The 13,311-nt window shown below is 60.8% G+C and carries 11 protein-coding genes; 6 read left to right on the forward strand and 5 right to left on the reverse strand.

Features of this window, described 5'->3' with window-relative positions:
* Position 1: 1 nt before the first annotated feature.
* Together AC3LCN_RS03520 and AC3LCN_RS03525 are read right to left on the reverse strand one after the other, a co-directional pair.
* Positions 2-751, reverse strand: a complete 750-nt coding sequence (locus AC3LCN_RS03520; RefSeq protein WP_488648704.1) for a metallophosphoesterase family protein — start codon at positions 749-751, stop codon at positions 2-4.
* A gap of 6 nt (positions 752-757) precedes the next feature.
* Positions 758-1,420, reverse strand: a complete 663-nt coding sequence (locus AC3LCN_RS03525) for a DedA family protein (RefSeq protein WP_488648705.1) — start codon at positions 1,418-1,420, stop codon at positions 758-760.
* A gap of 58 nt (positions 1,421-1,478) precedes the next feature.
* Between AC3LCN_RS03525 and AC3LCN_RS03530 the strand changes: the two genes are divergently transcribed.
* From AC3LCN_RS03530 to AC3LCN_RS03550, 5 genes are read left to right on the forward strand one after another with little or no spacing between them, the layout of a single operon-like run.
* Complete coding sequence (locus AC3LCN_RS03530) at positions 1,479-1,805, forward strand: hypothetical protein (RefSeq protein WP_488648706.1); 327 nt, start codon at positions 1,479-1,481, stop codon at positions 1,803-1,805.
* Between the two features lie 5 nt (positions 1,806-1,810).
* Positions 1,811-4,504, forward strand: a complete 2,694-nt coding sequence (locus AC3LCN_RS03535) for a S8 family peptidase (protein WP_488648707.1) — start codon at positions 1,811-1,813, stop codon at positions 4,502-4,504.
* On the forward strand, positions 4,505-5,788 hold the full coding sequence (locus AC3LCN_RS03540) for an MFS transporter (RefSeq protein WP_488648708.1): 1,284 nt from the start codon (positions 4,505-4,507) through the stop codon (positions 5,786-5,788).
* 58 nt (positions 5,789-5,846) lie between these two features.
* Complete coding sequence (locus AC3LCN_RS03545; RefSeq protein WP_488648709.1) at positions 5,847-8,573, forward strand: RCC1 domain-containing protein; 2,727 nt, start codon at positions 5,847-5,849, stop codon at positions 8,571-8,573.
* A complete protein-coding gene (locus AC3LCN_RS03550) occupies positions 8,574-8,738 on the forward strand; it encodes a hypothetical protein (protein WP_488648710.1) in 165 nt (54 codons plus the stop codon). It abuts the gene before it with no gap.
* Between the two features lie 55 nt (positions 8,739-8,793).
* Here the strand turns inward: AC3LCN_RS03550 and AC3LCN_RS03555 are convergent, their stop codons facing one another.
* The 3 genes from AC3LCN_RS03555 to AC3LCN_RS03565 all read right to left on the reverse strand — a co-directional run bounded on the left by AC3LCN_RS03555 (position 8,794) and on the right by AC3LCN_RS03565 (position 12,316).
* On the reverse strand, positions 8,794-9,867 hold the full coding sequence (locus AC3LCN_RS03555) for a hypothetical protein (protein ID WP_488648711.1): 1,074 nt from the start codon (positions 9,865-9,867) through the stop codon (positions 8,794-8,796).
* Positions 9,868-9,918: 51 nt separating this feature from the next.
* Entirely contained in the window at positions 9,919-10,260 is a 342-nt protein-coding gene (locus tag AC3LCN_RS03560; protein ID WP_488648712.1) for a DUF805 domain-containing protein, read from the reverse strand.
* Positions 10,261-10,423: 163 nt separating this feature from the next.
* Positions 10,424-12,316, reverse strand: coding sequence for a DNA/RNA helicase domain-containing protein (locus AC3LCN_RS03565; protein WP_488648713.1), 1,893 nt, complete (start codon positions 12,314-12,316; stop codon positions 10,424-10,426).
* A 71-nt stretch (positions 12,317-12,387) separates the two neighbouring features.
* Here AC3LCN_RS03565 and AC3LCN_RS03570 point away from each other — a divergent pair, with 71 nt between their 5' ends.
* Positions 12,388-13,167 carry an SOS response-associated peptidase gene (locus AC3LCN_RS03570; protein ID WP_488648714.1) on the forward strand — a complete coding sequence of 260 codons (780 nt, stop codon included), beginning with the start codon at positions 12,388-12,390 and terminating at the stop codon, positions 13,165-13,167.
* Positions 13,168-13,311: the final 144 nt, after the last annotated feature.

Here is a 13,311-nt window from a genome sequence, read left to right on the forward strand (position 1 = left end):
ATCAGTGCCCCTCGCCGAGTCGTGCGGCGAGAAACTCTGGAAGTCCAGCTGCGCGTACGAGCGACTGAGTGAGCGCAACGTCGTAGGTGACACGTCGCCACTGCACCGTGCCGAGCGCACCAATCGCTGAGCCATCGTCGCTGCGATCCCAGAGCACCCAGCTCGCGCGCACGTCGCCGTCGCGCGGTTGCCCTACGGAGCCAACGTTGATCAGCGACGGCGAGATCAGCGGTTGCGCGCGACCATCGATCGCTACCAGCGTGGGCTGCCCACCGCGCAGCGCCCAGTAGGCGGGAACGTGGGTGTGGCCGTGAAAGAGCACGGGCGTTGAGAGCACCTCAAGATTCTCGCGCGCACCCTCAGCACTGATTACGTATTCACCGAGCGGCTCGCGTGGGCTGCCGTGCACCAACGTGGCGGCACCCATCTCGCTGATCTTCGGCAGCGCGTGCAGCCACGTGGCGTTCTCAGGGGTGAGGTGCGTGGTTGTCCAGCGCACCGCTGCAGCCGCGGCAGGGTTGAACCATTTCACGTCTAGTTCGCCAAGCACTGCGGCGTCGTGATTTCCCATCACACCAACAGCACCGCGCTCGCGCAGCAGGGCAACGACCTCATTCGGCTCCGCGTTGTAGCCAACGATGTCGCCGGTGTGCCAGATGGCAGCACCTGGGGAAACGGCATCAATGTCGGCGAGAACCGCCTGTAGTGCGGAGAGGTTGGCGTGAATGTCGCTAACGATTGCAATCTTCACAACGGTCTACTTGCTTCGCGTGCGCAGGCGATCGATCAATCCAAGCCGCCAGGCGAGTGCGAGCAGCACCCCTGCCACAACGGCAAGTACCAAGAACGTATCAACCGGGGCGAGCGCCTCGCGAATCTGTGTCCACTGCGAGCCGAGCGCGGCCCCAATTCCCACCAGCAGCGCCGACCAGATCAGCGCCCCGGCGGTGGAATAGACGATGAATGGTCGCAGCGGCATGCGGGCCACGCCGGCCGGGAAGCTAATGAAGGTGCGCACTACCGGCAGCATGCGGCTCCAGAAGGCGGTCGCCGAGCCGTGCCTGGTAAAGAAGCGGTCTGCGAGGTCGAGCTCGTGGGTGCGAATAAGCAGGAAGCGGCCGTAGCGCTCCAAGAACGGCCGGCCACCCCGGGCACCGATCCAATAGAGAAGGAGGGAACCCGCGGTATTGCCAATGGTGCCCGCCAGCACGGCCAGGAGGGGGTTCCAGGCGGCACCGGTGAGGGGTTCGATCGCCCCAGGGTCGGCCACGAGGAAGCCGGCGAAGGGGAGGATCAACTCTGATGGGAGGGGGATCCCCGCTGACTCGATCGCCATGGCCACGCCCACCCCTAGGTAGCCGACGGCCCCATAGAGGGAGGTCAGGAAGGGGATCACGATTGCGTCAAGCCAGTGGAGCATGCCCTGATCGTGCCAGAGATCAGCACCTTCTGTTCCCCACCCCCGCTATGATTCACCCATGGACATGTTCACGCTCCCATTCGCCCACCCGATCGAGTTCTTCATCTCGATGGCGATCGGTGGCGGTTTCGTCTTCATCTTCCAGAAGGCGGCGATGAGTGCGGAGCAGCGCGAGACCGCCTGGGTGCGACGCTTCGTGACTGGCCCGAACGGCAGGTTGGTGTGGGGCGGCGCCTGGCTCGTGTGGGCGGTGGGCTTCGGACTTCTTCTTGGCACCTTCACCGACAAGACCGCAGCATCGCCGTACGGCTCCGTCGGCCTCGTCGCCCTCTTCTCAGGCTTCTTCCTGATGATGGGCTTCATCTGGGCAACGATCGGCGAATAACTACCATGACGCGCCGCCTGCTTGCCGCCGTAATGGCGGCTCTTTTTATCTGCGGCGCAATCGCCGCACCCGCCCCCACACGCGCGGTGACAGCAGCTACATCAGTAGCGCCCGAACCATTTGACTCACTCACCGTTCGCTTCGCCTACAACACCACCGTCGGCACGGCGCTGAGTGACGACGGAAAGACGCGTGAGATCCAACTGCGACCTGGCCAAGATGCAGAGACGGCACTCGCCGCATGGGAGCAGGCACCTGGTGTTGTTGGCGTCATTCCTGACATTCAAGCTTTCCCTCTCATTGATCCAATCGATCCGCTCTACGCCTCGCAATGGGACATGCACGCGCCAACATCAGGAAAAGAGGGCGCTGCAAATGTTTCGCCAACGTGGGGCACCACGACGGGTGCCGGTGTCGTTGTTGCCGTTATTGATACTGGTCAAACTAACCATCCGGATCTGATCGCAAACATGCCCGAGGGTTGGGGCGTTGACATGATTGAGAACAGTGCCACCGCACGCGATGGCGACGGACGTGACATGAATCCAACCGACGAAGGCGATTGGGCTTGGTATCCGTCGAGTTGGCACGGCACGCATGTCGCGGGAACGATTGGTGCGGCGCAGAACGACATCGGCATCAGTGGCATTGCACCGAACGTGTCGATTCAACATGTGCGCGTTCTTGGTGCGGGCGGTGGATCATTCAACGATATCATTGATGGAATTCGCTGGGCCGCTGGTCTCACGACAAGTTGGGACGGGCGCCCATGGAGTGCATTCGGCCTAACAGACAATGCGCATCCGGCTGACGTCATCAACATGTCACTTGGTGGCGGTAGCGCCTGCTGGGCGACACTGCAAGATGCGATCTCGCAAGCACGTGCCGCTGGAACCGTTGTCGTTACGGCGGCGGGGAACAGCTTCCGTGACGCGGCAAACTTCACGCCAGCCAACTGCAACGACACGGTGACCGTCGCAGCGGTAGGTCGAGTTGGCGGTTTGGCGAACTACTCGAACTTCGGGAGCAGCATTGACATTGCCGCACCAGGTGGCGACATGTCTCGCGATTCGGGCATTCTTTCGACGATCGCCACCGGCGCCAACACGCTCACCGGCTATAGCTACACGAACTATCAAGGCACGAGCATGGCGGCACCACATGTCGCTGGCGTCGCAGCACTCGTTGCGAGCTTGCATCCAACATGGGGACCGAGCCAGATTGAAGCGGCGATCTACGCCGGCGCTCGGCCGTTCCCTGCCGATACCTTGCGGCCGTGCGTCACAACAAGTGAAACTCCGACTGGCTCACAGCATCAATGCGGAGTGGGGCTCCTCGACGCAGTCGGCGCGCTCAACATGGGTCAACCAACGATTGCGATCACTGCACCAGACCGAATGGCGGTTGGTGAGAGCGCAACCGTCTCCGCAGCAAGCGATTTCTCTGGCGTTGTCACGCTAGAGCTCGCCAGTGAGAGTGCGACCAATTGCACCTTGGTCGGAAGCACACTTACCGCAACAAGCACAGGAACCTGTGCCCTTAATGCCGCAACCCCCGCCGCCGAGGACCACGTGGCAGCGAGTGCGAGCGTCAGCATCACGATCACTGGCCTGCCGCAAGCGATCAACTTCGGCGTTGGCCCGCTGCTGACCGATGCAAACATTCCGTTCGGCACGACCCCACCGGCACTGGCCGCGAGCGCGAGCTCAGGGCTAAGCGTGAGCTACGAGATCAGCACGCCGACCGTTTGCGAAGCACTCGCCCCCGACAGCCTCGTCAGCACCTGGCGCCTGCGCCTACTGGATCTGGGCACCTGCACCGTGCTCGCGACCCAGGCGGGAGACGCCGTCTATGAGCGCGCAACCTCCATTGAGCGCAGCTTCACCATCGTGCAAGGGAGTCAGACGATCGGCCTTGATGCTCTGAGTGACCGCAGCTTTGATCCAACCGCTGCCCAACTCCTCCCGCGCTTCAGCAGCGCTGGTTTGCCCATCAACTACTTGGGCCTCTCCAGCAGCGTGTGCGAGCCACAGTTCAATGGCGCCAACTTTGAGTTGAAGGTCTTCAGGCCAGGAACCTGCACCATTCGCGCCGAACAGGCTGGTTCAACCACGTATCACGCAGCGGATTCGATCACACGCACGTTCGAGGTGTTCAAGCTTCCACAAGCGCCACTCCTCTTTGACGCCGGTCCGATCTACCACGCTGTAGGTAGCACGAGCGGCTACGGGAACGGCGGCGGCAGTACCAGTGCGCCGTTCGTTGTAACGTCACTCACTCCCACAATTTGCACCGTCAGCAATCGCACGATCCGCTTCCTCAAAGAGGGAACCTGCACGCTGCAAGGTTCGAAAGATGGCGACATGTGGCACTACCCCACGTACAAAACCATTAGCGTCACCGTCTTCACGCAGGCACGCATCACCGTTGCGCCAAAAATTAGCCAAGTCGACAAGATTGTGTACGGCAAGCGTGGCACCTGGGTCGGCGGCCCAACGCCAAGCTATACGTACCAGTGGTACAGCTGCACCACTGCACAGCGCACCAAGTGCACGGCAATCAGCGGCGCAACGTCACTGAACCTTCCGGTCACGAGCAAGATTGTTGGCAAGTACGCCTTCCTGCGCGTCTTCATGTATCAGTACGGAGCGGAACGCGCGAGCACCGATTCAAACGTGATCAAGATTTCGGCGAAGTAAATGGCGCGCGCCGCAGCGATCACCAAGAATGACCCGCGCGACCTGCGCCTCGTTACTGCTGGACAAGGCATCTCGCTCGTTGGTGACTCCATCACGCAGTTGGCACTGCCGATCATGGCGGTCGACCTGCTCGGTGCCGACTCGCTCGGCACCGGCTTTCTCGGCGCGGCGTCAACGCTTGCGTATCTCTTTATTGGTTTGCAGGCTGGTGTTTGGGTTGATCGTTCGTCGCGACGCGCCTACCTGCTCGCCGCCGACTTGGTGCGCGTGGTGCTGCTGCTCGCGATTCCACTTGCCTACGTACTCAATGTGCTCACGCTGCCGCTGCTGATCGTGATGCAGATTGGCCTTGGCGCTGCAACGGTTTTCTTTAACGTGGCGTGGCCGGCGTACATTCCGCGACTCGCAAGCGGCGTCACGCTACTCAAGCTCAACGCACGTATGGCGATCATGGGCGAGGGTGCGGGCTTTGTTGGGCCGGGGTTGGCGGGCGCGCTGATCGGCATCTTTAGCGCGCCATTCGTGATGGTGGTGGATGCGATCACCTTTGCGGTGAGCTACGTGAGCTTGCGCGCGATTCGCACGCCAGAGCCGCCGTCACCCAAAAAGCGCAACTCACTTGTGCACGACCTGAAGGAGGGACTGCACGCACTCTGGGTGCGACCGAACTTACGCCTGATCACTTTTGAAGGGGTGAATGGCAATATCGCGTACGGCATCATGATCGGCCAGGCGATCATCTTTCAGCGTATCGACCTTGGCTTTGAGCCCGCACTGATCGGCGCAGTAGCTTCAGCCGGATTCCTTGGTGGATTCCTTGGCAGCATCAGCGCGCCGTACTTGGTAAAGCGTGTGGGATTTGGCAAGCTCCTCATCATCGGCACCGCCCTCTTCGGCCTCAACGAGTTCCTGCTCCCACTGGCGGCCTTTGTGCCGCGCGAGTTGGCGCCACTCTTCTCGATCGCCAACTTCTTCATCGGCGGTTACTTTCTGCTCATTTACATCGTGCCAGTCACCTCCTATCGCCAGCAGGCGGTTCCCGACCGCCTCCTCGGCCGCGTGATGTCAATCAACCGCACGCTTGCCTGGGGCCTCGGTTCCACCCTCGGCTTTCTGCTGGGCGGCTTCTTGGGCAACGCCATTGGCCGGCCAAATGCGCTCATTGTCGGTGCTGTGCTGCAGACGGTGATCCCCATCGTGATCTTTGGCTATGCCCGAATCTGGCGCTACCCAACCATCGAATCGGCCGCCAATTTCGATAATGAGAGGGCAGCCGCCGCCTGATACGCTCCCGATATGCTCCGCCAGCTAGGCGGCGCCTATCGACCTAAAGGAGCCCGCCATGCCCGCCCGAACCGCCACAGTCAACCCATCGACCACCCGCCGCAGCCGCATCGCGGCCCTCCTCGCCACCCTTCTGATCGGCGGAGCACTCAGCTTCACGCCCGCGGGCGCTCCAATGGCGGCATCGGCTGCTGCGGCGGCAACGAGCGAAGGCGTGTCAGGGGTCAGCATGGAATCGGGCCGAGATACCACCTGCACCATTCGCACCGACCGCACCCTCTGGTGCTGGGGCCAAATGGTCGTGTCAAATTTCATCTTCCTTGTAGACGCTGGCTCCATCGGGGAGAACGGGAAGAATGAGCCGCAGCAGATCGGCACAAACCTCTGGCTGAGTATCTCCGTTGGCGAGAACAACGTCTGCGGCATCGTGATCACCACGCCAACCAGCACCTCAGGCGCCCTCTACTGTTTCGGTAGCAATGGCACCGGCCAGTTGGCAATGGATCCACAGATCATGCACTTCAGCAGCGTGCCGGTACAGATTGGTACCGCTACGGATTGGACAGCGGTATCTGTGGGCTACAACAACCTCTGCGCCATTCGTGCAAATTCGCTCTTCTGCGTAGGCGAAAACTACACTGGCCAGTTCGGTGTTAACTCTGGAAGCAACTACAGCGAACTCGTGCAGAGCCTGACATCACCAGAGGTACCCGTTGCAGTATCTATGGGCAAACGGCACACCTGTTTCCTGAGCTCAACCGGCGCCGCCTTCTGCGCGGGTGAAAACCCAGATGGCAACCTCGGCAACGGCACAACAGTAAACAGTTCTGTCTGGGTGCCCGTTTCCGGATCGCATAAGTTCCGAACAATCTCTGCGGGCTACTACCTCACGTGTGGCATTGCCTCAAGCACCACCACGCCGTCCGAGAACGCGGGCAAGGCGTTCTGCTGGGGAAAAAACTATAACGGCGAACTCGGTTCTGGCACGGGCGCTTCAGAGGACGAACCGTGGCTCGTTGATGGAACTAGAACGTTCGTATCGTTGCAAGTTGGCGAGTTGCATGTTTGTGGCGTTACCACCAACGGAGAACTCTACTGCTGGGGCTCCAACGGGAGCGGTCAGTCCGGCGTATCGGACAGGACGGTTCTGGTTACATCGGTGCGAAGAATTGGTACGGCCACCAACTGGGCCGAAGTCTCAACTGGCGACTCACACAGTTGCGCGCGAACCACGGCAACGGCCTCCGTTCCATCAGCGACGTATTGCTGGGGTTGGCGAGTCGCGCTTGGCAACGGGCAGGCCACGTATTTCAACACGCCAACGAAGTTGCCTGGCGCAAACTGGCTTGCGATTTCAAACGGTAGCGGCACACGGTGCGGTATCCAGGGGGCAGCACTCCCAGGAAAACTTCTCTGCTTTGGCGCTAACTGGGATGGCGAAGTAGGGAACGGCACAGCAGATCCGCAGAACTCGCCATTTGAAGTGCAGCCTGCAGGGCAATCAGGCGTGACCTGGAGTGAAGTTGCAGTCGGAACATCACACACCTGCGCCATCACAGGGGCGGGCGCTCTCTACTGCTGGGGCCGCAATGTCGACGGACAGCTCGGCCTTGGCGACGATGCGCAGTACCGAACGCCGCAGCGCGTTGGCACTGCAAGCGATTGGTCAAACATCGCTACGGGCGACGGGCACACCTGTGCGGTGCGTGGTGGCACAAGCCTCTACTGTTGGGGCGCTAACTCCTCGGGCCAGGTCGGCAATGGTGACTCGCTTGGTGACGATGTATGGACCCCTTACCAAGTGTTCAGCCCGGGGGAAGGCTTCACCTGGAAAAAGGTCAGCATTGGTGCCTCGTATGTGTGCGCCTTGAGCACGGTCGGCTCACTCTTCTGTTGGGGCAAAAACAACGGCTTCGGCATTGGTGGCGGCGCGCTCGGCGACGGCACAACCGATGATCAAAATGAGCCTGTGCCGAGCGTGCCAGGAATGCGCTTCACCGATGTCTCCGCTGGCTTTACGTCAACGTGTGCCATTGCGGTAGGCGGTGGTACCTGGTGCTGGGGCATCAACATGTATGGAGCGCTCGGCAACGGCAACGCGCTCCCTGACTTCCTCTTCGCCTTCATGGGCGGCGTGAACTCCGCCTCTGCAGGTGGATCGGCCGTGGCCGTTTCAACGGGAACCTGGTCCGGTTGTGCAATTCGTCGCGGTGGTGACCTCTACTGCTGGGGCCTCGCGTTCGGCGGCGAGATTCCTGTCGGTCGTGATGCCTCAAGCCCCGTGCCGGCCAAGGTTGGGAGCGGCTACACCGCCATTTCAGAAGGGAACGGTTTCAACGGCCCAGGTGGCGGCTGCGGCATTAAGGTCGACGCGACCCTCTGGTGCTGGGGCTACGTAACCGATAACAATTTCTTGAACGGCTGGGTCGAAGAGCTGCCAACGCCGCAACTCGTGAAGATCCTCTACCGCAAGCCGGTCGCCGATGGTGGTGCGCAGTTCACGGGCCGCGCCAAGAAGAACAGCGTGCTCACCGCAGACGCGCCGGACTTCAGCGGCACGCCGATCCCTGCAGTCACGTACCAGTGGTACCGCTGCACGAAGGCGGCAGGCGCATCAACAAGTAGCGTGCCAAGCACCTGCACCAAGATCACGAGCGCAACGGCGAGCTCCTACACGCTCAAGACGGCGGATGTGAACAAGTACATTCGTCTTCTCATCACCGCCAAGAACAAGGGCGGCACAGTGACAATCTTGACGGCGAGTAGTGCAAAGGTGGCGAACTAGGTGTGTCAAGAGATCGCCTGCGCAACCTGCGGCAAGCCAACCTGGGAGGGCTGCGGCGAGCACATTGAATACGCCCTAAAGAGCGTGCCAATCAACGAGCGCTGCACCTGCCCACGCCTACCCGTAACGATCGATCCGAAGGTGCAAAACACAACCAAGCGCTAGGCGTGGTGGATACCAGCGTGAAGCCCTTCGTTATCAAATAGCGGCGAAGAGCCGCTTACTGCGCAACGAGTACGGGCGCACCAAGTTGGGCTGTGAGCTTATCGAGTGCCATGCCACGAAGTCGCTCGGCAAGGCCTGGCTTCGCGGCCTCAGGTGGCAAGACGAAGACGCTGCCACCAAAGCGGCGAGCCGCCTCGGCGAGCCCATCGGCGCCAGCCTTCACGGGGAACCAGCCGCCCGCCTCTAGCCCAAGCATTCGCGCCGCCTCGAGAAAGTTCACGAGCAGGCCGCGCCCTTCGCGCCGAGCGATGTCTTCGTTGAAGAGTCGGGTTGGTGATGGGCGATTGACATCGTCGCCGCGCAAGTCCATGTACGGGTCGGTGAACCCCTCTGAGCTTCGATCGACAAGAATGATCGATCGACCGTCGCGCTTGGCGATGGCTGCACCGGTAAGGAAGGCACGGCGGTCATCGCTGCGACCAACGGCAATCACCACGGCGCCTGGTCCCGCCTGCACTTCGGGGGCGGTCATATTGTTGATGTCGGCAACGAGCGAGACCGTAGTTGGTGACGGTGGAGTGGGAGCCGCCTTAGGGATTGGCCGCGGAACGCCATCAAGGGCGGTGATCAGCAGGGCAACAACGCCTGGGTCGTCGCTAACAAAACCAACAAATCGCTTCCCATCAGCGGCCGCACCACCCACGCCGAATTGCGCCGGATCACCGATCTCGTAGCTAACGAAGGCGAGTTGATCAGGATCATCTGATGCGAGCACCCACTGGTTGGGGAGCTCACGCGTGCTGCGCTGCAGCTCGCGGTAGTCGAGTGGCTCAAGGCGTGGATCGCTCGGCTTCGCGCCCGTGGCGAGCACCGTGATGCGCGTGCCTGCGGCCATCAGCGCCTCATATCGCGCAATCTCGTGCTCGAGTTTTGCCGCCGTCTGGAATCCTGTCAGCAGGCGACCACCCTTGGCACCGCGCTCAATCTCGCGAGTTGCCAGCAGCATTTCGCGGGAGTCATAGATGAAGCGCGTAACGTCGGGCGCCCGGCCAAGCTCAATGGCGAGCCGCCGGCCAATCTCAAAGATGCCCGCCTCGTCGTTCGTCTCTGGATAGGTCCAATCCATCATGTGCTCAGCATAGCCGCCTTTAAAAGACGGGAGTGGCGGACCTGAAAACCCCTAGGCGCGCGCTGGCCCCTCGCCGTACTTGTTGGCACCAGCGTCAGAGGCCCGCACCAACCAGTAGAAGAGCACTGGGATGCCGATGACGGTGAACGTGATGAAGAACCACCAGCCGCTGCGGCCCACATCGTGCAGGCGTCGAACCAGCAGCGCCAAACCTGGCAGGAAGAAGGCGAGCGAGGCAAGGTTCCCCAAGGTGCCGCCCAGCGTGTCGGCAGCAAGCCCGACGAGCACCGTGAAGAGGTAGAACCACCAATACTCCGACCGGCTGGCCCGCCCATCGAACTGGGCATATGCCGCCGTGGTCATGTTGCGCTTGATTGAGCTGACGAAATCCATGGGGCCTCCTGCGTTCTTGATGCCCATGCGTTGGCCGATTCAGTGTGCGCCCGCGCCTCATCAACTTGTTCTTATCGCCACAAGACTAGCCCTTTGGATCCAGAATTGCGGCGAATCCAGGTTCTCAAAACCGTCAAGTACGCAGCGAGCCTGCAGAGGGCCCCTACTTGATTAGTGAGCTTACGTACTCACGCGTTTCTCGGTCAGTGAATGTCACTACGCACCCATCCATGCCCCGGGTGAGAAGCACCCTGTACGTCTGGGCGATTAACTGCCTGTAGAACTCAGGGTCGTTCTTGTCGGCACGCTTCACGACAGAGTCAAATGAGTGCTGAGCCTGTGCGACCCACCCCTTGCCGGCTCGCCACACCAGGTCATCGCCCCAGATGACGCCAACTCGATCAAACTCGAAGCCCTGAGCGGTATATACACAGCCAACCTGGTGGACACCCTCCGGATCGATCGCCCACGCATTTGAGCTCGGGATCCCAGGGGCCAAGCGACCAGCCGTAGGCTTGGCGTTCCATGGTCGCTGCCAATCGCCGACGACAACGTCGTTGACCAGCGTGCCATCGCCGAGCGGATCGCTCCACGGCCAACAGAATCCGGCTACCAATCGAGAATTCTGCCCCGCTTTAAGCGATTGCTGGACACTCCGCTCTAGTTCCACTGGGGACGACACAATAGAGAAATCAAACTCATCTGGCTCAATATCGAGAATCTCATCGCCTTCCATGCTCACGCCGAGCAACCGGTCTACCCAGCGCACATACGTATCAGATCCACCGCAACGGAATTGCGCTGCTAGGTCAAATTCAAACACTGTTTGACCACGATTTGCACTTGCTTCCCGAATCAGTGCGGCACTGCCGACCTCTCCTGGTCGCACAACCTGTCGGTCGTCAATGAAGAATGCGGCGATCTTTGCCGAATCAAGCAACTCTTCAATTTGAGAACCGCCACGATCCTCCTTCTTCGTCCACTGGTTTGCACTGGTTTCGCGAATGCGATGCGCCTCATCAGCAACTAGTAGGTCAAACGGTTCGCCCTTCTTCATGAACGAGTTGAAATACTTAATGAGTGTGCCCGCACGAGGCCCTACTCGCTTGCGGAGACCTTCAGTGAATGCGCGAGAGCCGGTGGCGTGCGCAACGGTCTTTCCTTCCGCTGCAGCACTCGCCAGCAACTGCAGCGCGATCAGGCTCTTCCCTGTGCCCGGCCCGCCATTAATGATGAACGTTGATGGCTTGCTCTTCTTTCCAGCGCGCTGAAGTTCATCGTGCACTGCCATAAATGCCGTGACCTGTTCGTCAAGCAGCACGAATGCCTTTTCGTTTGAGATAACGGCAGCGACGTGGTCTAGGAGCTTTTTACTTGGCCGATACTCAGACGACGAGATCTTCTCAATGAGTTGTGTGCTGTCGCCAGCGCCAACTTGTTCCGCAAGGTGGCTTGCAAGTTCTTCAATCTGGTCCTGTGCATAAATGGGTGACGAGTTGAGTAGCTCTTGAAATTTCAGATCGTAGAGTGGAGCTGCGCCAGACGAGGTTCGATCTAAGTTATGAAGGAATGCGAGCGAACTCAGGCCGACGTCGCCCGATGCGAAGAGCTCACTCATGTCGCGGAGGAACTGCTCGTAGCGATGAACCTGGGCGCTTGGGTGAAGTGTGTTTTTTGGGCTACCTCCGGCGAACGCTACCGCAACGTGTTCGGTCATGGAGCTTTCATCAACATGGCTCCACTGCTTGAGCTCAATGATGATTGCGTTGTCAGCTGACTCACTTCCGGTTGCTGATGTGCGCTTGCCAGCGACCATTACATCAAGCCGTTTCGAGGTGAGAGGGAGTTGGAGTTCGACGAGGACTCCCTGCGGGCCGAGTCCAGCCAGACTGAACACATTAGACATCTGCTGGAGGGAGTTGCGCCAGGAGTTCACTTCGCCTTTACCAGCGTGATAGCCCTTCTCGTACGCAAAGGCTGCACTGATCTTGTCTGCCAGCTGGTTGAGCTGCGCGTCGCGGATGAACTCCTTGACGGCGCCTTGATAGAGGTACATGCCAGCATCGTAGCGATACCCGTGTCAGGTATCTGACGCACGTTCAAATTTCCGCCCGCTATCCTCCCCCCATGTGCGGCCGCATCGTTCAAGCCACCTCGCCCGAAGAGATCGCCCGGGAGTTCGGCGCCGATCTCAGCGTGGCGCTGCGCGAGAGCCTGAGCACGCCGGCTCCTGGCGATACGTCGCTGGTACGTGCGGGGTGGTATCCGCGCTGGAACATGGCCCCCTCGAGCCGGGCGCTCGTGATTGCTCCTTATACGGGGGAGCGTGGTGAGGGGCGCCAGTTGGGGTACGGCAGCTGGGGGCTGATCCCGCATTGGCAGAAGGCACGTACCACGCGCGTATCAGGACTTTTCAACGCTCGGGCCGAGACGGTGGCGACGCTCCCTTCCTTTAGGGATGCCTTCCGCACGGGGCGGGTGCTGGTGCCGATCGACGCCTTCTATGAGTGGGAGAACCCCGAACACCTCGCCGAGCTCGGGCGCCCCATCGGCAAGCGCGAGCCGAAGCAGCCGTGGGCGTATCTGCCAAGCACGGGCGGGCGCTTCGCCCTGGGCGGCATCGCCACCGAGCGCGAGGGGGTCACCACCTTCTCCCTGATAACGACGCAGGCAAACAGCGTGGTGGGGCGCATTCACGACCGCATGCCGGTGATGCTGCGTGACGATATGGCCCGCAGCATCTGGCTCGACGGCGGCTCCCACCCTGATGACGTTGCAGGTCTCTTGGGCCCATCACCCGATACCTATCTGGTGCCGCGCCGCGTCTCGCGCCTCGTCTCCAACGCGCGCAATGAGGGGCCTGAATGTTTGGTCAAAGCGGGGGTCGAGGGATTAGGGATGGTGTAAAATTCGGGGAATGCCGCCACAGTGCAGCCAGTTGATTGGAGCCCGCCATGCCCGCCAAGCGCATCTTGACTACCGCGATGGCCCTGCTACTCGTTGCGGCGATTCCCGCACGCGCCACGAGTGTGCCCACGCTCACCGTGATCG

It is taken from the genome of Candidatus Limnocylindrus sp. (assembly GCF_040397215.1).
Taxonomy (GTDB): domain Bacteria; phylum Chloroflexota; class Limnocylindria; order Limnocylindrales; family Limnocylindraceae; genus Limnocylindrus.

Excerpts from the sequence above, each read along its gene's own strand:
- AC3LCN_RS03525 (WP_488648705.1), bottom strand. The coding sequence starts at position 1,420 with ATGCTCCACTGGCTTGACGCAATCGTGATCCCCTTCCTGACCTCCCTC.
- AC3LCN_RS03530 (WP_488648706.1), top strand. The coding sequence starts at position 1,479 with ATGGACATGTTCACGCTCCCATTCGCCCACCCGATCGAGTTCTTCATC.
- AC3LCN_RS03535 (WP_488648707.1), top strand. The coding sequence starts at position 1,811 with ATGACGCGCCGCCTGCTTGCCGCCGTAATGGCGGCTCTTTTTATCTGC.
- AC3LCN_RS03540 (WP_488648708.1), top strand. The coding sequence starts at position 4,505 with ATGGCGCGCGCCGCAGCGATCACCAAGAATGACCCGCGCGACCTGCGC.
- AC3LCN_RS03545 (WP_488648709.1), top strand. The coding sequence starts at position 5,847 with ATGCCCGCCCGAACCGCCACAGTCAACCCATCGACCACCCGCCGCAGC.
- AC3LCN_RS03555 (WP_488648711.1), bottom strand. The coding sequence starts at position 9,867 with ATGATGGATTGGACCTATCCAGAGACGAACGACGAGGCGGGCATCTTT.
- AC3LCN_RS03560 (WP_488648712.1), bottom strand. The coding sequence starts at position 10,260 with ATGGATTTCGTCAGCTCAATCAAGCGCAACATGACCACGGCGGCATAT.
- AC3LCN_RS03565 (WP_488648713.1), bottom strand. The coding sequence starts at position 12,316 with ATGTACCTCTATCAAGGCGCCGTCAAGGAGTTCATCCGCGACGCGCAG.
- AC3LCN_RS03570 (WP_488648714.1), top strand. The coding sequence starts at position 12,388 with ATGTGCGGCCGCATCGTTCAAGCCACCTCGCCCGAAGAGATCGCCCGG.